The organism is Aliishimia ponticola, assembly GCF_004803475.1.
Classification (GTDB): domain Bacteria; phylum Pseudomonadota; class Alphaproteobacteria; order Rhodobacterales; family Rhodobacteraceae; genus Aliishimia; species Aliishimia ponticola.
The window spans coordinates 613058-630826 of record NZ_SRKY01000002.1 but is presented as its reverse complement, the minus strand read 5'-3'; the positions used below and the strand labels follow the sequence as shown (position 1 = coordinate 630826).

Annotated in this window: 18 protein-coding genes; 15 read left to right on the top strand and 3 right to left on the bottom strand. The window is 63.7% G+C overall.

Annotated elements, in window-relative coordinates:
* Window positions 1-198: 198 nt before the first annotated feature.
* Complete coding sequence (irrA, locus tag E4Z66_RS09380; protein ID WP_136462733.1) at window positions 199-615, bottom strand: iron response transcriptional regulator IrrA; 417 nt, start codon at window positions 613-615, stop codon at window positions 199-201.
* A gap of 186 nt (window positions 616-801) precedes the next feature.
* Here irrA and fabA point away from each other — a divergent pair, with 186 nt between their 5' ends.
* The 4 genes from fabA (at window position 802) to E4Z66_RS09360 (ending at window position 4123) form a co-directional block, all read left to right on the top strand.
* Entirely contained in the window at window positions 802-1311 is a 510-nt protein-coding gene (gene fabA / locus E4Z66_RS09375) for a bifunctional 3-hydroxydecanoyl-ACP dehydratase/trans-2-decenoyl-ACP isomerase (RefSeq protein ID WP_136462732.1), read from the top strand.
* A gap of 275 nt (window positions 1312-1586) precedes the next feature.
* On the top strand, window positions 1587-2813 hold the full coding sequence (gene fabB / locus E4Z66_RS09370; RefSeq protein ID WP_136462731.1) for a beta-ketoacyl-ACP synthase I: 1227 nt from the start codon (window positions 1587-1589) through the stop codon (window positions 2811-2813).
* A 179-nt stretch (window positions 2814-2992) separates the two neighbouring features.
* The gene (locus tag E4Z66_RS09365) at window positions 2993-3781 is read left to right on the top strand and encodes an enoyl-ACP reductase FabI (RefSeq protein WP_136462730.1); all 789 of its coding nucleotides are present in this window, start codon (window positions 2993-2995) and stop codon (window positions 3779-3781) included.
* A gap of 6 nt (window positions 3782-3787) precedes the next feature.
* The gene (locus tag E4Z66_RS09360; protein ID WP_136462729.1) at window positions 3788-4123 is read left to right on the top strand and encodes an RDD family protein; all 336 of its coding nucleotides are present in this window, start codon (window positions 3788-3790) and stop codon (window positions 4121-4123) included.
* Between the two features lie 176 nt (window positions 4124-4299).
* Here E4Z66_RS09360 and E4Z66_RS09355 read toward each other — a convergent pair whose 3' ends face one another.
* Window positions 4300-4734, bottom strand: coding sequence for an FKBP-type peptidyl-prolyl cis-trans isomerase (locus tag E4Z66_RS09355; protein ID WP_136462728.1), 435 nt, complete (start codon window positions 4732-4734; stop codon window positions 4300-4302).
* Between the two features lie 171 nt (window positions 4735-4905).
* Here E4Z66_RS09355 and E4Z66_RS09350 point away from each other — a divergent pair, with 171 nt between their 5' ends.
* The 9 genes from E4Z66_RS09350 (at window position 4906) to E4Z66_RS09310 (ending at window position 14774) form a co-directional block, all read left to right on the top strand.
* Window positions 4906-5595: a haloacid dehalogenase type II gene (locus E4Z66_RS09350; protein ID WP_136462727.1), complete on the top strand. Its 690-nt coding sequence runs from the start codon at window positions 4906-4908 to the stop codon at window positions 5593-5595.
* Window positions 5592-6416: an alpha/beta fold hydrolase gene (locus E4Z66_RS09345; RefSeq protein WP_136462726.1), complete on the top strand. Its 825-nt coding sequence runs from the start codon at window positions 5592-5594 to the stop codon at window positions 6414-6416. Before E4Z66_RS09350 ends, E4Z66_RS09345 begins: the two co-directional genes overlap by 4 nt.
* A complete protein-coding gene (locus E4Z66_RS09340; protein ID WP_136462725.1) occupies window positions 6413-7387 on the top strand; it encodes a threonine ammonia-lyase in 975 nt (324 codons plus the stop codon). Before E4Z66_RS09345 ends, E4Z66_RS09340 begins: the two co-directional genes overlap by 4 nt.
* Window positions 7388-7418: 31 nt before the next feature.
* Window positions 7419-8621, top strand: a complete 1203-nt coding sequence (locus E4Z66_RS09335; protein WP_136462724.1) for an endonuclease/exonuclease/phosphatase family protein — start codon at window positions 7419-7421, stop codon at window positions 8619-8621.
* Window positions 8622-8713: 92 nt separating this feature from the next.
* Window positions 8714-9502, top strand: a complete 789-nt coding sequence (pcaD, locus tag E4Z66_RS09330; protein ID WP_136462723.1) for a 3-oxoadipate enol-lactonase — start codon at window positions 8714-8716, stop codon at window positions 9500-9502.
* Window positions 9502-10815 carry a lyase family protein gene (locus E4Z66_RS09325; RefSeq protein ID WP_136462722.1) on the top strand — a complete coding sequence of 438 codons (1314 nt, stop codon included), beginning with the start codon at window positions 9502-9504 and terminating at the stop codon, window positions 10813-10815. The genes pcaD and E4Z66_RS09325 overlap by 1 nt, the downstream gene beginning before the upstream one ends.
* A 27-nt stretch (window positions 10816-10842) precedes the next feature.
* Window positions 10843-12030, top strand: coding sequence for a TCR/Tet family MFS transporter (locus E4Z66_RS09320; RefSeq protein WP_136462721.1), 1188 nt, complete (start codon window positions 10843-10845; stop codon window positions 12028-12030).
* Between the two features lie 99 nt (window positions 12031-12129).
* Window positions 12130-13218 carry a zinc-binding dehydrogenase gene (locus tag E4Z66_RS09315; RefSeq protein ID WP_136462720.1) on the top strand — a complete coding sequence of 363 codons (1089 nt, stop codon included), beginning with the start codon at window positions 12130-12132 and terminating at the stop codon, window positions 13216-13218.
* A gap of 311 nt (window positions 13219-13529) precedes the next feature.
* Window positions 13530-14774, top strand: coding sequence for a mandelate racemase/muconate lactonizing enzyme family protein (locus E4Z66_RS09310; RefSeq protein WP_136462719.1), 1245 nt, complete (start codon window positions 13530-13532; stop codon window positions 14772-14774).
* Between the two features lie 85 nt (window positions 14775-14859).
* Here E4Z66_RS09310 and E4Z66_RS09305 read toward each other — a convergent pair whose 3' ends face one another.
* Window positions 14860-16098, bottom strand: a complete 1239-nt coding sequence (locus tag E4Z66_RS09305; protein ID WP_246035990.1) for an acyl-CoA dehydrogenase — start codon at window positions 16096-16098, stop codon at window positions 14860-14862.
* 81 nt (window positions 16099-16179) lie between these two features.
* Between E4Z66_RS09305 and E4Z66_RS09300 the strand changes: the two genes are divergently transcribed.
* On the top strand, window positions 16180-17118 hold the full coding sequence (locus tag E4Z66_RS09300) for a LysR substrate-binding domain-containing protein (RefSeq protein ID WP_246035945.1): 939 nt from the start codon (window positions 16180-16182) through the stop codon (window positions 17116-17118).
* Between the two features lie 210 nt (window positions 17119-17328).
* Window positions 17329-17724 carry a cupredoxin domain-containing protein gene (locus E4Z66_RS09295; RefSeq protein WP_136462717.1) on the top strand — a complete coding sequence of 132 codons (396 nt, stop codon included), beginning with the start codon at window positions 17329-17331 and terminating at the stop codon, window positions 17722-17724.
* Window positions 17725-17769 lie beyond the last annotated feature (45 nt).

Sequence of the window (17769 nt, the reverse complement as noted above, 5' to 3'; positions counted from 1 at the left end):
CAGGCGAAGCGGACCCGAACGGAGGGCAGTTGAAAATTTGGTCATCAAAAAAGGCTCACGTAATGCGTCAGGAAACACGCCGCGACAACGCAACGCACGCGGCGCATTCCGAAGAGTATCACGAAAACGTGAGCAAAGCTTCCGGCAGCTCGGGTCAGAGCTGACACAAATCGTCGCTAAATCAGAAACAATTGACGGTTATTTGCGTCTTAGGCGAATAACCACGTCCACGGCGGCGATTTCCACACCCTCGGGCGCTTGCGGCAATTGGGAGATAACCAATTGATCGGCGGGCGCATCCGACAGGCGCGACTCGTCTTCCCAGAAGAAATGCGGGTGATCGTGGGTGTTCGTGTCGAAGTAGCTTTTGGAGCCATCGACCGTGACTTCCTGCACCAGACCTGCATCGCAAAAGGCGCGCAGCGTGTTGTAGACAGTCGCCAGCGACACAGCCTCGCCCTGCGATTTGGCCGCGTCGAACAGGCTTTCGGCGGTGACATGACGGTGTTGGCCATCGCCGACCAGAAGCGCCGCCAGCGTCACCCGCTGCCGTGTGGGCCGCAGACCCTTGGTCTCCAGCCACTGCGTTCCGATCTCATGCGCCGTGCGCGTCATAGCTGCCTCGTACCGTTACAGTATTATCTATAAAGTCCTTATGCCTGTAGTTTCAATTGCAAATCAGTCGCAGGTCAACCCCGGTGACACGCAAACCACACCCAGTTGCGGCCAATCCCTTGCGGGGCAGGCAAACCCGGTGCTAGAGGGGTTCGACCTTTGACCTGCCGAGGAGACATGCGCGCCATGGCCCAGTACCCCAACAGTTTCGATCGCGAGGATCTGCTGAAATGTGCGCGTGGAGAGTTGTTCGGCCCCGGCAACGCGCAATTGCCGGAACCGCCGATGTTGATGATGGATCGCATCACCGAGATTTCGGAAGATGGCGGCAAACATGGCAAGGGCCATGTGGTGGCGGAATTCGACATCACCCCGGACCTGTGGTTCTTTGACTGCCACTTCCCCGGCAACCCGATCATGCCCGGCTGTCTGGGTCTGGACGGTCTGTGGCAGCTGACAGGGTTCAACCTTGGCTGGCGCGGCTGGCCCGGTCGCGGCATGGCCGTGGGCGTGGGCGAGGTAAAGCTGAAAGGCATGGTGCGGCCGGATCGCAAGATGCTGACCTATTACGTGGACTTCACCAAGGCGATGCAGACCCGCCGCCTGACCATGGGCGTTGCCAATGGCATCGTGGAGGCCGACGGCGAAGTGATCTATGAAGTCACCGATATGAAGGTCGTGTTGAGCGAGGCATAATTCCTGCCCGCCACGCGGCTGTCCTGTCCGGCGAGGGGCGGTGATTTCGCGGCGACACGCATCACCGGCGTTGACGACGAGACGACCAGAATCAGTTATATTCGGGGCGGCGCCACAGGCGGTCTTCCCGATCCGCTTCGGGCAGCCGCGCCAAGCGCCCCGCGCGGCGGTCCAATTTGTGAATAGATGCTCACCGCACAGTGCGCTCTTCAACCTGCTTGCACCCGCGCCGTGGGCTGACTTAAAAGGCCGTAACCCACAGGAGGAGTGCGCGCATGCGCCGAGTAGTTGTGACAGGGATGGGCATTGTCTCGTCCATCGGGAACAATGTCGAAGAGGTTCTTTCCTCTCTCAAGACCGGCACATCCGGTATCAAGGCCAGCCCCGACATGGCCGAACACGGCTTTCGCAGCCAGATCGCGGGCACGCTGGATATCGACCCGGCCGAGCATATCGACAAGCGGACATTGCGGTTCATGGGGCCCGGCGCGGCCTATGCCTATATCGCCATGTCGCAGGCCATCGCGGATGCCGGGCTGGATGAAAGCCAGATCGTGAACGAACGCACCGGGCTGGTTGCCGGATCGGGCGGGCCGTCCACATCTGCCATGCTGTCGGCGCATCAGACGGTTCTGAAAACCGGCGCGACCAAGCGGATCGGCCCCTTTGCGGTGCCCAAATGCATGTCGTCGACGATCAGCGCCAACCTTGCGACGGCTTTCAAGATCAAGGGCATCAACTATTCCATCACCTCGGCCTGTTCGACCTCGCTGCATTGCATCGGCAACGCGGCAGAGCAGATCATGCTGGGCAAGCAGGACGTGATGTTCGCAGGCGGCGGCGAGGAACTGGACTGGACCCTGTCCTGCCTGTTCGACGCGATGGGCGCGATGTCCTCGAAATACAACGACGCCCCGGCCACGGCCTCCCGTGCTTTTGACGCCAATCGCGACGGGTTCGTGATTTCCGGCGGCGGCGGCATCGTGGTGCTGGAAGATCTTGAGCACGCCCTTGCACGCGGCGCGAAGATTTACGCGGAAGTCACCGGCTATGCGGCGACCTCCGACGGGCATGACATGGTCGCCCCGTCCGGCGAGGGCGGCGAGCGCGCCATGCGTCTGGCCCTGTCCACCATGCCCGAAGGTCGCGAAGTCGGCTATATCAACGCGCATGGCACCTCGACACCGGTGGGCGATGTCGGCGAAGTGGAGGCCGTGCGCCGCGTCTTTGGCGAAACCCATCCGCCGATTTCCTCGACCAAGTCCATGACCGGCCACGCACAAGGCGCGGCAGGCGCGCTGGAGGCGATCTTCAGCCTGTTGATGCTGGAACATGACTTCATCGCCCCGTCGATCAATGTCGAAACGCTCGACCCTGCCCTGCGCGAAGGCGAAATCGCCACCGCGCTTCAGGAAAACGCCGGGCTGGACAGCGTGATGACCAACTCCTTCGGATTTGGTGGCACGAACGGGTCGATGGTCCTGTCGAAGTACAAGGACTGACATTCGCACAAACAGCGTTAGAGGCGCGCAGGGCCACGGGCCACCGCAATTGGCCCTGCCCCGCCCCTGTGCGGCCCGCGTGGCATCCAGCGCCGGCAGCGCCCGCCCCGCCCCGCGCAGTCGCTTGACGCTACGGGGGAATTCGGCCAAACCCATCGGGAACGTATTGCGGGGGTGACATGCTGTCATTGCAGGGAAAACGCGGGCTTGTCATGGGCGTAGCCAATGACCGCTCTATCGCATGGGGCATTGCAAAAGCCTGCGCCGAAGCCGGAGCCGAACTGGCCTTTACCTATCAGGGCGACGCTTTTGGCAAGCGGCTGGAGCCGCTGGCGGCCTCTGTAGGGTCCGACTTCATGGTGGATGTGGACGTGACGGATGACGCATCGCTGGACCACGCCTTCGATCAACTGTCGCAGCGCTGGGATCGCCTGGACTTTCTGGTCCACGCCATCGCCTATTCCGACAAATCCGAGCTAACCGGCCGGATTTTGAACACCACCCGCGACAACTTCAAGAATTCGATGGATATCTCCGTCTATTCCTTCATCGAGGTCGCGCGCCGCGCCCACCCGCTGATGGTTGAAAACGGCGGCACGCTGCTGACGCTCACCTATATGGGCTCCACCCGCGTGACGCCCAATTACAACGTGATGGGTGTCGCCAAGGCGGCGCTGGAATCGACCACGCGCTATCTGGCCAATGACCTTGGCCCCGATGGTATCCGCGTCAACGCGATCAGCCCCGGCCCGATGAAAACGCTTGCCGGTTCGGCCATTGCCGGGGCGCGCAAGACCTACAAGCATACCGACCAGAACGCGCCGCTGCGTTCCAACGCGACGTTGGAGGCCGTGGGCGGCACTGCCGTATACCTGTGTTCGGATGCGGGCGCTTGCACGACCGGAGAGATCATCCGCGTCGATGGCGGCTTCCACGTTCTGGGCATGCCGCAGCAGGAAAACCTGTAAGCCACGATGATCACCAGCCCGCCGCGCCGTGCGCTTGCCTTTGCGGTGGATTGGGTTCTGGCAAACATGATCTGCGGCCTCGCGCTGCCGGTGGTGTTTGCCCTGTCTGCCGACCCGATGCGGGTCAGCTTTGTCCTTGCCCCGATCCTGACAGCCGCCGCGATGCTGATGCTGGCCCTGCTGAACCACGGCAACACGCCGGGCAAGCGCTGGCTCAAGCTGGCCGTGTCCGGCGCGGGCGCATCATCTGCCGGGAGGTCCGGCGCCTTGGCTGGGTGCTGCTGGCCAGCCTATACGCGCTGGCCGATGTCGCGCTTTTGGGCGCGGGCACCTACGTGCTGACGGCGGCGGCGCTGTGGTTCGGGATTGCGATTGGGATACCGCTGCTGCGCGGGCGGCCGGAGTTTCCGCATAACACCGCAACCGGCTTTGCCGTGACGCACGCCTGAGCGCGCCATCGGCGGGAGGTCTTCCAGCACTTCCGGCAAGGCCATCCGCCCTGCCGGAAGCGCCAAGGATCACGCGGCGTCGACGGCCACGACTTCGATATCGAAGGTCAGGTCTTTGCCCGCCAGCGGGTGGTTCGCATCCAGCGTCACTTCGCTTTCGGTCACCTCAAGCACGGTCACCGGGACGATCTGGCCTTCCGGGCTTTGCATCTGAAGCTGCATACCGATTTCCAGCGGGATTTCCGCCGGGATACCCTCACGCGGGACGGCTTGCTGCATACCGGGGTTGATCGGGCCATAGGCCTCGTCGCAAGGCACTTCGACCTTTTTCTTGTCGCCGACAGCCATGCCGGGCAGCGCCTTGTCGAGACCGGGAATGATCTGCCCGGAGCCGACTTCGAAGGACAGCGGGTCGCGCCCGGCCGAACTGTCAAAAGTCGCGCCATCGCTAAGCGTGCCGGTGTAGTGAATCTGTACGGTGTCACCGTTCTTGACCTGGGTCATATAAGTCCAATCTGTCGGGGGGATGGGTTCTGAGGCCGCAGCGGATCGCGCGGGTTCTCGCTCTGGCGCGCAGAGTAACGGTTTTGTCGCCGGAATACAACGCGAAGGCCGCTTTCCCTTCGCCCGGCTCTGTGCAAATCTGCGCGCGACCGCCACGGAGGGAGCCCCGCAATGCCGATCAAAACCTGTGTCTTCGATGCATATGGCACCCTGTTCGACGTGGCCGCCGCCGCGCGTCAGGCTGCGACAGAAACCGAATTTCCGCAATTGATCGACGCATGGGCCGCGTTGGCCGAACATTGGCGGCTCAAACAGCTGCAATATTCGTGGCTGCGCGCCATAACCGGCGATCATACGGATTTCTGGACCGTGACGCAGAACGCTCTGGACTGGGCGTTGGAGAAGGCCGACCTGTCGCCCAATGCCGCGCTGCGTGAGCGGTTGCTGCAACTTTACTGGGAATTGCAGGCCTACCCGGAAGTGCCGGAGATGCTGACGCGGCTCAAGCAGGCCGGTCTGAACACGGCGATCCTGTCCAATGGCTCGCCCGAGATGTTGGACGGCGCGGTGCAATCCGCCGGGATTGGCGCAGAACTGGACGACGTGCTGTCGATTGAATCGGTGGGCATCTTCAAGCCTGCGCCGCAATGCTATGACCTTGTGCAGCAGCGTTTTGGCGGCACGCGGGACGAGGTTCTGTTCGTGTCCTCCAATGGCTGGGACGCGGCGGGGGCGGCGGCCTATGGCTTTGACACCGTGTGGGTCAACCGCGCGGGCGATCCTGTGGACCGCCTTGCAGGCCAGCCGCGCCACATCCTGACCCATCTGGCGGCGATCCCCGAACTGGCAGGTGTGGCATGAGCCGCTTCACGACCTCGGACGGGCTGTCGCTGCATTACGAAGACAGCGGCGACGGGCTGCCTGTACTGTGCCTTGCCGGGCTGACCCGAACCTCCCGCGATTTCGACTATGTTGCGCCGCATCTGGCCGGGGTGCGCCTGATCCGCATGGATTACCGGGGGCGCGGGCAGTCCGATTGGGGCAAGGAATGGGCCGAATACGCGCTGCCGATCGAAGTACGCGACGTGATGGAACTGCTGGAGCATCTCGGCCTGCCCAAGGTCGCGGTTCTTGGCACCTCGCGCGGGGGGCTGAACGCCATGGGCATGGCCGCCGCCGCGCCGGATGTCCTGCTGGGCGTGGCTTTCAACGATGTCGGCCCCGTGATCGAGGATAAGGGGCTGGATGTCATTGCCGAATATATCGGGCGCCACCCGCATGCGGCCACCCATGAACAGATGGCTGCGGCGCTGGCACATGTGATGCAGGGGTTCGACAACGTGCCGGCAGACCGCTGGCTGCAAGAGGCCCGGACCCAATATCGGCAGACCGACACAGGGCTGGAAATCACCTATGATCCGCGCCTGCGAGACGCGACACTGGCCGCGCGCGAGGCGGGCTTGCCTGACCTGTGGCCATTCTTCGATGCCCTGCCCGACGTGCCGCTGGCGGTGATCCGCGGTGCCAATTCCGAACTTCTCTCCGAAGAAACCGTGGCGCAGATGAAGGCCCGCCGCCCGAATATTCTGACCACCACCGTACCGGGGCGCGGGCATGTGCCGTTCCTGGACGAGCCCGAAAGCGTTTCCACTCTCACCACATGGATCGAGGCCATGACATGAATATCGATATGATCCGCGCCTCCGCCGCGCGGGCGCAGGGCCATGTCCGCCGCACGCCCCTGCTGAACTCCCCCTTTCTGGACGAGATCGCCGGGCGGCGTGTCTGGGTCAAACCCGAATGTCTGCAACATACCGGATCGTTCAAGTTCCGGGGCGGCTGGTCGGCGCTATCCGCAATGGATGAGGACACCCGCAAGCGCGGCGTGATTGCCTTTTCGTCCGGCAACCACGCGCAGGGCGTTGCGTTGGCCGCGAAACTGCATGGCGCGCCTGCGGTGATCGTCATGCCGGCCGATGCGCCCAAGCTGAAGATCGAAAACACCCGCGCCCTTGGGGCAGAGGTGGTCCTGTATGACCGGGCGAACCACGAAAGCCGCGAAGACATCGGGGCCAGCCTTGCGAATGAAAGAGGGCTGACGCTGGTCAAACCCTATGACGAGCCGCAGGTCATCGCCGGTCAGGGCACCTGCGGGCTGGAGATCGCCGAACAGGCCGCCGAACAGGGCGTGACCGAAGCAGAGGTGCTGGTCTGCACCGGCGGCGGCGGGCTGCTGTCCGGCGTCGCGCTGGCGCTGGAAGCCGACGCGCCGGGAATGCGCGTGCGCCCGGTAGAGCCGGACGGTTTCGACGATGTGCGCCGCTCGCTCGCCTCCGGGCGGATCGAACGCAATGCCAGCACGACCGGCAATATCTGCGATGCGATCATCACCCCGCAGCCGGGCGACATCACCTTTCCGCTGATGCAGCGCCTTTGTGGGCCCGGTCTGAGTGTCAGCGAAGATGACGCGCTTCGGGCGATGGCGCAGGCCTTCTTGCGGCTGAAAGTCGTGGCCGAGCCCGGCGGCGCGGTGGCTTTGGCCGCGGCGCTGTTCCACGGCGACCAGTTGGACGCCGCCGATGTGATCGTCACGATCTCTGGCGGGAATGTCGATCCGGCAATGTTCGCGCGCGCGCTTCAAACGCTCGGCTAACGGGCCCGGACCCAGTATCGAGGATTGCCAGATGACCCGTTTCAGTATCGCCAGCTTCAACGTCAAGAACCTGATCGGCGCGGATCAGGAATACTACAAGTTCCAAAGCTACACGCCCGAGGAATTTGCGTGGAAGGCCGATTGGATGGCCGATCAGCTTTTGACGCTGGATGCGGATATCATCGGGTTTCAGGAAATCTTCGAAGAGCAGGCCCTGCGCGATGTGATCGCGGAAACGGACCGGCGCGGGGCCGATGCCAATGCGCTGAACCTGCCGGACCGGTCGAAGAGCTATCGCAAGAAAGCGATTTTCCGCAAGCTGGCCTATCAGGGTTATGCCGATGCGGCGCTGGCCTTTGCGCCCAACATCCACGATGGCGGGCCGGGCGAACGGCGCCCCGGTCTGGCGCTGCTGTCGCGCCATGGGTTCGAGGGGCAGCCCGAAGTGCTGCAAGAACTGGAAACGCCGCTGGATATCCCGTTTCAGGAACTTGGCGGCGGTGACGGCGGCACCTACCGGATGACGCGGCTTTCCCGCCCGATCCTGAAAGCGCGGGTGCGGGTCGGCGGCACGGTGATGACAGTGTTCAACTGCCACCTGAAGTCCAAGCTGGGCGAGTTTCTTCGCCCCGCGGGGGCCGATTATGCGCCCGAGGCCGATCTGACGCAGTACGATCCGGTTGGCCGCGCGCTTGGCGCGATGCGGGCGGCGGTGCGGCGCATGGGGGAGGCATGGGTGCTGCGGCGCGAGATCGTGGCGGAACTGCGCGCGGGCTATCCGGTGGTGGCGATGGGCGACTTCAACGATGGTGAACATGCGGTCAGCTCCGAGATCATCTCCGGCGAGGTGCCCTTCCGAAACTACGCATGGATGCTGCGGCATGACGCAAAGCACGGCGCAGACCGCTATAGCAAGGAAGAGAACCTCCAGATCACCGAGGATGTTGAGGCCGTGCGCCTGCACTCGGCCGAAAAACTCTTTGTGCGCAAAAGCCTTCGCGACATGGTCTATACGACGGCCTTTGGTGGCACCTTCGAGAGCATCGACCAGATCTACCTGTCGCGGCACTTCTTGCCCGAATGGGACGGGCATGTGGGCGAGATGGAGTATTTCAGCGTGCTGAATGACCACCTGACCGATGGCTCTCATGCGGAAGCGCCCTATAACAAGCTGGCCTCCGACCATGGGCAGATCATGGCGCATATGCGGCTGGGCCGGGACGAGGTGCGCTAAAGCGCACCCTACGCGCTTGAAACCCCGCGCGCGGGATGGGACAACCCTGTAGGGTGCGCTTCAGCGCACCTTGCTAGGGGAGGAGATGACACATGAAGATGGCCGATCTGGGCGATGTTCGCCTGCACTACCGTATCGACGGACCCGAAGATGGCGCGCCCGTCGTCTTCGCCAATTCGCTTGGCACCGATCTGCGGCTCTGGGATCCGGTGATGCCGCTGCTGCCTGCGGGGCTGCGCATCCTGCGGTATGACAAGCGCGGTCATGGCCTGTCCACCTGCCCTCCTGCGCCCTATTCCATGGGCCAACTCGTCTCGGACGCGGAACGGTTGATGGACCTGCACGGGTTCAAGGACGCGGTCTTCGTCGGTCTGTCCATCGGCGGGCTCATCGCACAAGGGCTGGCGATCAAACGGCTCGACCTTGTCCGTGCGATCGTCCTGTCCAACACCGGCGCCAAGATCGGCACCCGCGACATGTGGGCCGACCGGATCAGTGCCGTGGACAGCGGCGGCATCGAAGCCCTTGCCGATGCCACGATGGAGCGCTGGTTCTCCGCCGCGTTTCGCAAAACGCCAGAGCTGGAGCTGTGGCGCAACATGCTCACCCGGCAAGAGAACGCAGGCTATACCGGCTGCGCGTCGGCCATCGCGGGCACGGATTTCTATTCGACCACGGCGGCGCTGCGCCTGCCCGCGCTTGGAATTGCGGGCAGCGAAGACGGCGCGACCCCGCCCGACCTCGTGCGCGAAACCATCGAGTTGATCCCCGGCTCCAAGATGCACCTGATGCGCGGTGCCGGGCACCTGCCTTGCGTCGAGAAGCCCGAAGAATATGCCGAAGCTCTGACCGGTTTCGTGCGTGGTGTGGGCCACATCTAATGGCGGCATCCGTCCACGATCAGGCGCATCTTGCGGGGCTGTTTGATGCGGGCGACGTCACGCGCCTTTTCACCGCCACCGCTGAAATTCGCGCCATGCTGGTCATCGAAGGCGCACTGGCCAAGGTGCAGGGCAAGCGCGGGATCATTCCCGAACTCAGCGCGCAGGCAATCCACCGCGCCTCGCTGGAATTGCAGATCGATCCCGGCGGGCTGGCCGCTGCCACCGCGCAGAACGGCGTCTGCGTGCCTGCCCTCGTCGCGGCCTTCCGCGAGGCAATGCAGGCCCCGGAACATGCGCAATACATGCATTGGGGCGCGACCTCTCAGGACATCATCGACACCGGCCTGATGCTGCGGCTGCGGCAGGCATCGGGGCTGATCGACGCCTCGCTGGAACAGACCCTGACAGCCCTTGCCGCGCTGGCCGGGGCACATGCCGACACGCCCATGGCGGGGCGCACCTATGGGCAACAGGCCGCACCGACCAGCTTTGGCGCGGTCGTCGCCTCATGGGGCTGGCCCCTGCTGGAGGCCCGGCGGGCCTTTGCCGCGCTGGAATTTCCTGTCTCGCTCTCGGGTGCGGCGGGCACCGGCAGCGCGCTTGGCCCCGACCCGGCCGTGCTGCGCGGCGATCTGGCAGAGGCGCTGAAGCTCAGCGATCCGGGCCATTCCTGGCACACCGATCGCAGCCCGGTTCTGCGCATCGCCGAGGCCGCGATGCAGGCCATCACCGCATTCGGCACGATGGGCGAGGACTTGATCGCCTTGGCGCAGACGGAAGTCGGTGAAGTCACCCTGGGCGGCGCTGGCGCATCCTCGACCATGCCGCAAAAGCAAAACCCCGTCGCCCCGTCCGCCCTCGTGGCGATTGCGCGCCTGTGCCAAGGCCTGCACGGCGTGCTGCACGGCGCGGCGATGCACCGCTTTCAACGGGACGGCGCGGCGTGGTTCACCGAATGGATGGCCCTGCCGCAGATCGTCATGGGCGCCGCCGCCGCCGCGCAACACGGCCACAAACTGGCCGAGGGCATGCAGCCCAATCCCGCCCGCATGGCCGCGCATCTGCAAGGGGACGGGCTGCTTCATGCCGAAGCGCTCAGCTTTGCACTTGCCGCGCAGATGCCGCGCCCGGAGGCGCAGCTTGAAACCAAGCGCCTCGCCGCCGAGGTGCGCGAGACCGGCCAAAGCCTGGGCGCGCTTGCGATGGCGCGCTACCCCGACCTCCCCGCAAGCCTCTTCATGCCCGCCGCCCAACTGGGCAGCGCCCCGCAAGAGGCCCGCGCCTTTGCGGCGCAGGTGCGCGGCGCATGATCCCCGCCTGTTCCCGCTGATCCGCCCATGCGTGCCGGAACTGCCTTCATTCTGATCACTGTGCTGATCGATTCCATGGGGATCGGGCTGATCATTCCGGTCATGCCCGCCCTGATCCGCGAGGTGCAGGGCACCGGGCTGCAATCGGCGGTTCTGTGGGGCGCGGTGCTGTCTGTCACATTCGCGGTGATGCAATTCCTTTTCGGCCCGCTTCTGGGCAACCTGTCGGACAGGTTCGGACGCCGCCCGATCATGCTGATCTCTCTGGTGGTGCTGGCGCTGGACTATCTTGTCATGGCGGTCGCCGGATCGATATGGATCCTGCTGGCCGGGCGTGTGGTGGGCGGTATCACCGCCGCGACCCATGCCACCGCCAACGCCTATATGGCCGATATTTCCACGCCCGAGCAGAAATCCACCAATTTCGGCCTTGCCGGAGCGGCCTTCGGCCTTGGTTTCGTGCTGGGCCCCGCCATTGGCGGCGTGCTGGCGGAATTCGGCACCCGCGCGCCCTTCTATGCTGCCGCGCTTCTGGCCACGGCCAATGCGATCTTTGGCTACTTTGTCCTGCGCGAGACTGTGACCGACCGCATCCGCCGCCCCTTCAGCTGGCGCCGGGCTAATCCGTTCGGCGCATTTCGGCAGTTGAACAACCTGCCCGGCATCCGCGCCCTTCTGGTGGTCTACTTCCTTTATCAGATGGCCTTCGGCGTCTATCCGGCGGTCTGGGCCTATTACACGCAGCTGAGGTTCGGCTGGTCGGAGGCGGTCGTCGGCCTGTCGCTGGCGCTTTTTGGCGTGTCGCTGGCCATCGTGCAGGGCGGATTGATCCGCCCGGCGATCCGGGTCTTGGGCGAACGCGGTGCGGTGATCTATGGGCTGGCGGCGGATGTCGTGTTCTTCGTCCTGACCGCGCTGATCTGGTCCGGGCTTGTCTTGCTGGCGCTGACCCCGATTGCCGCGCTGGCCGGTGTGATCACCCCTGCCCTGCAATCCATCATGTCGCAACAGGTCAGCGACGACGCCCAGGGAGAGCTTCAGGGTGCGATGACCTCGGTCGCGGCGATTGCGATGATCCTCAGCTATGCCGTTATGTCGGTGACGTTCTGGCAGTTTTCAGGGGCGGATGGGGCGATCTATTTGCCCGGCGCGCCCTTCCTTCTGTCCAGCGCACTTGTCGGTCTGGGCCTCGTTGTTTTTCTACGCCGCGCCTAAAGTGACGCTACGGCAAGTCTGACATGCCCGGCGCATTCAGGCTTGCAACGCCTAACCGTTTCGGACGAGCGTTCCAGAACCATGAGGGAGGGAGACATCGTGCAGAAAATCAAAGCCGCCGTATGCCATGCGTTCGGAGAGCCGCTGAAGATCGAACAGATCAACCTGCGCGCGCCACAAGCCGAAGAGATCGAAGTCACACTTGATGCGGTGGCGATTTGTCATTCCGATATTTCCTATGCCGATGGCGCTTGGGGCGGCTCGCTTCCGGCGGTCTATGGCCATGAGGCCGCGGGCCGTGTGACGGCGGTCGGGCCGGGTGTGGCTGGCATCCGCGAAGGCGACAGCGTGGTCGTCACGCTGATCCGGGCCTGCGGGTCCTGCACCAATTGCGCGACGGGAAAGCCCACCATCTGCGAGACGCCTTACGATGGCGACAAGGGGCCGATCACGACAGCCGATGGCGGCAAGCTACATCAGGCGATGGCCTGCGGCGCCTTTGCGGAAAAGGTCGTGGTCAGCCATCGGCAGGTCGTGGTGATCCCCGATGACATTCCCAAGGACAGCGCCGCGCTGGTGGCCTGCGGCGTGATCACTGGCGTCGGCGCCGTGGTGAATGCCGCCGGGCTGAAAGCCGGGCAGGATGTCGTCGTGATCGGCGCGGGCGGTGTCGGGCTGAACGCCATTCAAGGCGCGCGCATCGCCGGGGCGCGGCGCATCGTGGCTGTGGATATGACCGAAGAGAAGCTGGAGATCGCCAGGGAATTCGGCGCGACGGACGGCGTGCTGGCGACGCATAAAGCACCGTGGAAAGCCGCGCAACGCGCGATGGGGCGCGGCGCGGATGCGGTATTCGTCACCGTTGGCGCAATCCCGGCCTATGATCAGGCCCCGCGCTATCTGCATTGGGGCGGCAAGCTGGTCATGGTGGGTATGCCCCATGCCGGGTCCGAAGCGAAATACGCGCCGGATGTCATGAGCTATATGGGTCAGGGCATGGCCGGATCGAAAATGGGCGATGTGGTGATTCAACGCGACATCCCGTGGATGATGGATTTGTATGGTCAGGGTCGCCTGAAACTGGACGAATTGATTTCCGGTCGCTGGAGCCTGGATCAGATCAATGAGGCCATCGCGGATACCAAGACCGGATCGGCCAAACGCAACGTGATCATGTTCGACCGGTAGCTTCGTCGCGGGTGGCCGGGTTTCTGGGGGCTCCGCCCCTCTTGGCCTGCGGCCAATTCACCCCGAAGTATTTTGAAACAGGCGAAGCAAGCCCCCCCTCGCCCTGTCGGGGGCCGCGCCGTGGATTTCTAGTCATCCGCTGACCGGGACTGTCGGGCTGTGCCGCTTGTGCCCCCACCGGCGCGCTGCCGCGCAAGGATGAAGTCCATTGCCCAAGGACGCTGACGGATCAGTGGTGTGTCGGTTTCCGGCTTGCTCCGCCCCGTGCGGCGCGTCAGGGTCGCGGCAAGGACAGACAGGAGTGGCCTGCAATGAAGCTTGTCGATCTCGACATTATCATCACCGCGCCCCCAGCCCCCGGATGGGGCGGGCGCTATTGGATACTTGTGAAGCTGACCACCGATACCGGTGTTACCGGCTGGGGCGAGTGCTATGCCTCTTCCATCGGGCCGGAGGCGATGCGCGCGGTGATCGAAGATGTCTTTGCGCGGCATATGCAGGGCGATAGCCCCGAGAATATCGAACGCATGTTCCGGCGGGCGTTTTCCTCCGGGTTCACGCAGCGCCCGGACCTGACGGTGATGGGCGCGTTTTCCGGGCTGGAAATCGCCTGCTGGGATATTCTTGGCAAGGCGCGGGGTCGCCCGGTCTGGGCGATGCTGGGCGGGCGCGTCTGGGACCGCGTGCGCTGCTATACCTATCTTTATCCGATGGAACAGCACGCATTGGCGGAGTTCTGGACCTCGCCGGAAATGGCCGCCGAAGCGGCTGCCGATTGCGTGGCGCGCGGCTATACCGCCGTGAAATTCGACCCCGCTGGCCCCTATACGATGCGCGGCGGACATATGCCCGCAATGAGTGACATCAGCCAGTCGGCGGCCTTTTGCAAAGCGATCCGCGCGGCAGTGGGTGACAAGGCCGACCTGCTGTTCGGCACCCATGGTCAATTCACCACCGCCGGGGCGATCCGGCTGGGTCAGGCGTTGGAGCCTTATTCCCCGCTTTGGTTCGAAGAACCGATCCCGCCAGACGCGGTGGAGGAGATGGCCAAGGTCGCGCGCGCGGTCCGCATCCCCGTCGCCACCGGGGAACGGTTGACCACGAAGGCCGAATTCGCCCCCGTGCTGCGGGCCGGGGCGGCGGCGATCCTGCAACCGGCGCTTGGCCGATCCGGCGGTATCTGGGAGACGAAGAAAATCGCGGCAATGGCTGAGGTCTATAACGCGCAGATGGCCCCGCATCTTTATGCGGGCCCGGTGGAATGGGCCGCGAACCTGCATCTGGCGACCTCTATCCCCAACCTGTTGATGGCCGAAACGATCGAGACGCCGTTCCACGACGCGCTGATCAAGGGCAGTATTCGGGTGGAGAACGGCTTTGTTGCGCTTGGCGACGCGCCGGGGCTTGGGATCGAGGTGGACGAGGATCTGGCCCGCGCCCATCCCTATACCGGCGACGGGTTGCATTTGCAGATGCAGGAAGCGCCCTGCGACTATGTCAATGGCAATGCCTTTGAAGGCGGCGCGCCCGCCCCGCGCGACGGGGCCGGGGACTGATCGCGTAGAACAGCGCGGCGGCAGACCGCCGCGCTGGAATATCTGGGTGGCACGCCGGAAACCGACGCGGTTTCCGACGCCCCGCTCAGAAGAATGCCTGCAGCCCCGTCTGGGCACGGCCCAAAATCAGCGCATGCACATCATGGGTGCCTTCATAGGTGTTGACCGTTTCAAGGTTCACCATGTGGCGGATCACCTGAAACTCACCCGAGATCCCGTTACCGCCATGCATGTCACGCGACATCCGCGCGATATCCAGCGCCTTGCCGCAATTGTTGCGCTTCACGATGGAGATCATCTCGGGTGCGGCCTCGGCCTTGTCCATCAGGCGACCCACTTGCAGTGACGCCTGCAAACCCAGTGCGATTTCCGTCTGCATATCCGCCAGTTTCTTCTGGAACAGTTGGGTCTGCGCCAGCGGCTTGCCGAATTGCTTGCGGTCCAGCCCGTATTGCCGCGCCGCGTGCCAGCAGAACTCTGCCGCGCCCATTGCCCCCCAAGAAATCCCATAGCGCGCCCGGTTCAGACAGCCGAACGGGCCTTTGAGCCCCTCCACATTCGGCAGCAGCGCGTCTTCGCCCACTTCGACACCGTCCATCACGATTTCACCGGTGATGGAGGCGCGCAGCGACAGCTTGTTGCCGATTTTCGGCGCGCTCAATCCCTTCGTGCCCTTTTCCAGAACGAAGCCACGGATTTTACCGCCATGCGCATCGGACTTGGCCCAGACCACGAAGACATCCGCGATCGGCGCGTTGGAAATCCACATCTTGGAGCCATTCAGAACATAGCCGCCATCGGTCTTTTTCGCCGTCGTCTTCATGCTGCCCGGATCGGAGCCGGCATCAGGTTCGGTCAGGCCAAAGCACCCGATCCACTCACCCGAGGCAAGTTTCGGCAGGTATTTCTGCCGCTGCTCTTCCGAACCGTAGGCATAGATCGGATACATCACGAGGCTGGATTGCACCGACATCATCGACCGGTAGCCACTGTCGATCCGCTCGACCTCGCGCGCGACCAGCCCGTAGGACACATAGCCCGCGCCCAGACCGCCATAGGCTTCGGGAATCGTGGTGCCCAGCAGGCCCATCTCGCCCATCTCGCGGAAAATCTCCGGATCGGTTTCCTCATTCGCGAAGGCGTCGATCACCCGCGGCGCCAGCTTTTCATCGGCATAAGCGCGCGCGCTGTCGGCGATCATGCGCTCGTCCTCGGTCAATTGATCCGCCAAGCGGAACGGATCGGCCCAATCGAAACGGCCCAGATCGGGCGCATCCTTGGCGCGCAGTTGCGGGGCGTCCTGGCTCAGATCGTCTGGCATCATGTCCTCCATCGGTGAAACCTTGTTTGCGCGGAATATTGCACGGAACGCCGCGAATGGCTAACGAGGGTTTGTCACCAAACCATGAGAAAACCTCATATGTCCCTGCCCCGCCGTTTTCTGCCTTCTACTGCGGCACTGATCGCCTTCGAGGCCGCAGCGCGCCACGGATCGGCCACGCAGGCTGCGGCGGAACTGAACCTGACGCAGGGAGCCGTATCGCGGCAGATCAAAGCATTGGAGGAACAACTGGGCGTCACCCTCATGACACGGCAAGGGCGCGCCCTTGGCCTGACCCATGCCGGCGCGCGCTATGCCGAGGATGTGCGCGAAATCCTGACGCGGCTTGGCAAGGCCACGCTGGGGCTGCGGACCAACCCGCTGGGCGGCGCGCTGAACCTGTCGATCCTGCCCGCCTTCGGGATGCACTGGCTGGCCCCGCGCCTGCCCGACTTCGGACGCGCCCATCCCGAAGTGACGGTGAACCTTTCGACCCGGCTGGCCCCGTTCGATTTCGGCACCCAGCCCTTTGACGCCGCGATCCACTTCGGACGCGAGGATTGGCCCGGCGCGCATCACATGTATCTCGCCCCCGAAACGGTACTGGCCGTCTGCGCCCCCGGTCACATGAATGGCCCGCTGCAAGACCACACGCTCTTGCATCTGGAAACGCGCCCGCGCGGCTGGGACCGCTGGCTGCGCGCCAAATCCATACCGCAACCCAAGACGCCGGGGATGCAGTTCGACCAGTTTTCGACCATGGCGCAAGCGGCGGTACATGGGCTGGGGATTGCGCTGTTGCCGACCTTCGTGGCGGAACCCTATCTGGAAAGCGGCACGTTGGAGCTGGCTGCGCCGGACCGGCAGGACAGTATCGGCAGTTATTACCTTGTCTGGCCACAGGGCCGCCCGGAGACCGGCGCGCTCAAAGCCTTTCGGACCTGGCTGTCCGGGATCGCGGCCCCGCATAAGGCGGCACCATCCCCCCCTGAGGGCCAAGGCGACTCACCCGTGCAAACCTAAACCGAATTATAGTAAAAACCGGCAGATCGCCGCTGATACCAGTAGAAGTAGCAATTTTACGCAGAAACGGTCCGGTTCAACAGACTGTTTCCCAAAGGCACCGGTTCCGGCCCGAATTTCGCCCCAATCTGCCTCTATCGCGCCATAATTCACACCTAAACAATGCTTCGAGCCACCAAGACGTGACTCTTGCTGCTGAGGACGAATATTATGATAAAGATTTGGCAATTCACTGGCGCCGTTGCCCTGTGTATCGCATCGGTTGCCCATTCTGAAGAACACCGCGTCGTGCTGACCGGGTTCTCTTACTTCCCGTCGGTTGTTTACGCGCAGCCCGGGGATTCCGTCATTTTCATTAACGAAAGCGGCGAAGAACAAACCGTTGTCGGCCGGGATACCGGTTGGGTCGTTGGCCCGCTGGGAGACCAGCAAGAAGGCCAGCTGACCATCAACGAAGAAACGGAACTCGCGTTCTTCGCGGCCTATGCGGCCGAAGAAGACGATGACACCGACGAGACATCGCCGAACAGCGAATATGGTGACTACGACGAAGCGCCGATCAAGGCGGAAATCACCTTCGACGAGCCCAACCTGTCCGGCAGCTAATTCAGCTCTCGTTCCAGCATGGCGGCCCCCGTCTCGTATGAGACG

Coding starts and splice junctions, on each gene's coding strand:
- E4Z66_RS09340 (WP_136462725.1), top strand. CDS start 6,413: ATGAATATCGATATGATCCGCGCCTCCGCCGCGCGGGCGCAGGGCCAT.
- E4Z66_RS09360 (WP_136462729.1), top strand. CDS start 3,788: ATGATCACCAGCCCGCCGCGCCGTGCGCTTGCCTTTGCGGTGGATTGG.
- fabA (WP_136462732.1), top strand. CDS start 802: ATGGCCCAGTACCCCAACAGTTTCGATCGCGAGGATCTGCTGAAATGT.
- E4Z66_RS09350 (WP_136462727.1), top strand. CDS start 4,906: ATGCCGATCAAAACCTGTGTCTTCGATGCATATGGCACCCTGTTCGAC.
- irrA (WP_136462733.1), bottom strand. CDS start 615: ATGACGCGCACGGCGCATGAGATCGGAACGCAGTGGCTGGAGACCAAG.
- E4Z66_RS09305 (WP_246035990.1), bottom strand. CDS start 16,098: ATGATGCCAGACGATCTGAGCCAGGACGCCCCGCAACTGCGCGCCAAG.
- E4Z66_RS09355 (WP_136462728.1), bottom strand. CDS start 4,734: ATGACCCAGGTCAAGAACGGTGACACCGTACAGATTCACTACACCGGC.
- E4Z66_RS09325 (WP_136462722.1), top strand. CDS start 9,502: ATGGCGGCATCCGTCCACGATCAGGCGCATCTTGCGGGGCTGTTTGAT.
- E4Z66_RS09300 (WP_246035945.1), top strand. CDS start 16,180: ATGAGAAAACCTCATATGTCCCTGCCCCGCCGTTTTCTGCCTTCTACT.
- fabB (WP_136462731.1), top strand. CDS start 1,587: ATGCGCCGAGTAGTTGTGACAGGGATGGGCATTGTCTCGTCCATCGGG.
- E4Z66_RS09345 (WP_136462726.1), top strand. CDS start 5,592: ATGAGCCGCTTCACGACCTCGGACGGGCTGTCGCTGCATTACGAAGAC.
- pcaD (WP_136462723.1), top strand. CDS start 8,714: ATGAAGATGGCCGATCTGGGCGATGTTCGCCTGCACTACCGTATCGAC.
- E4Z66_RS09335 (WP_136462724.1), top strand. CDS start 7,419: ATGACCCGTTTCAGTATCGCCAGCTTCAACGTCAAGAACCTGATCGGC.
- E4Z66_RS09295 (WP_136462717.1), top strand. CDS start 17,329: ATGATAAAGATTTGGCAATTCACTGGCGCCGTTGCCCTGTGTATCGCA.
- E4Z66_RS09365 (WP_136462730.1), top strand. CDS start 2,993: ATGCTGTCATTGCAGGGAAAACGCGGGCTTGTCATGGGCGTAGCCAAT.
- E4Z66_RS09320 (WP_136462721.1), top strand. CDS start 10,843: ATGCGTGCCGGAACTGCCTTCATTCTGATCACTGTGCTGATCGATTCC.
- E4Z66_RS09310 (WP_136462719.1), top strand. CDS start 13,530: ATGAAGCTTGTCGATCTCGACATTATCATCACCGCGCCCCCAGCCCCC.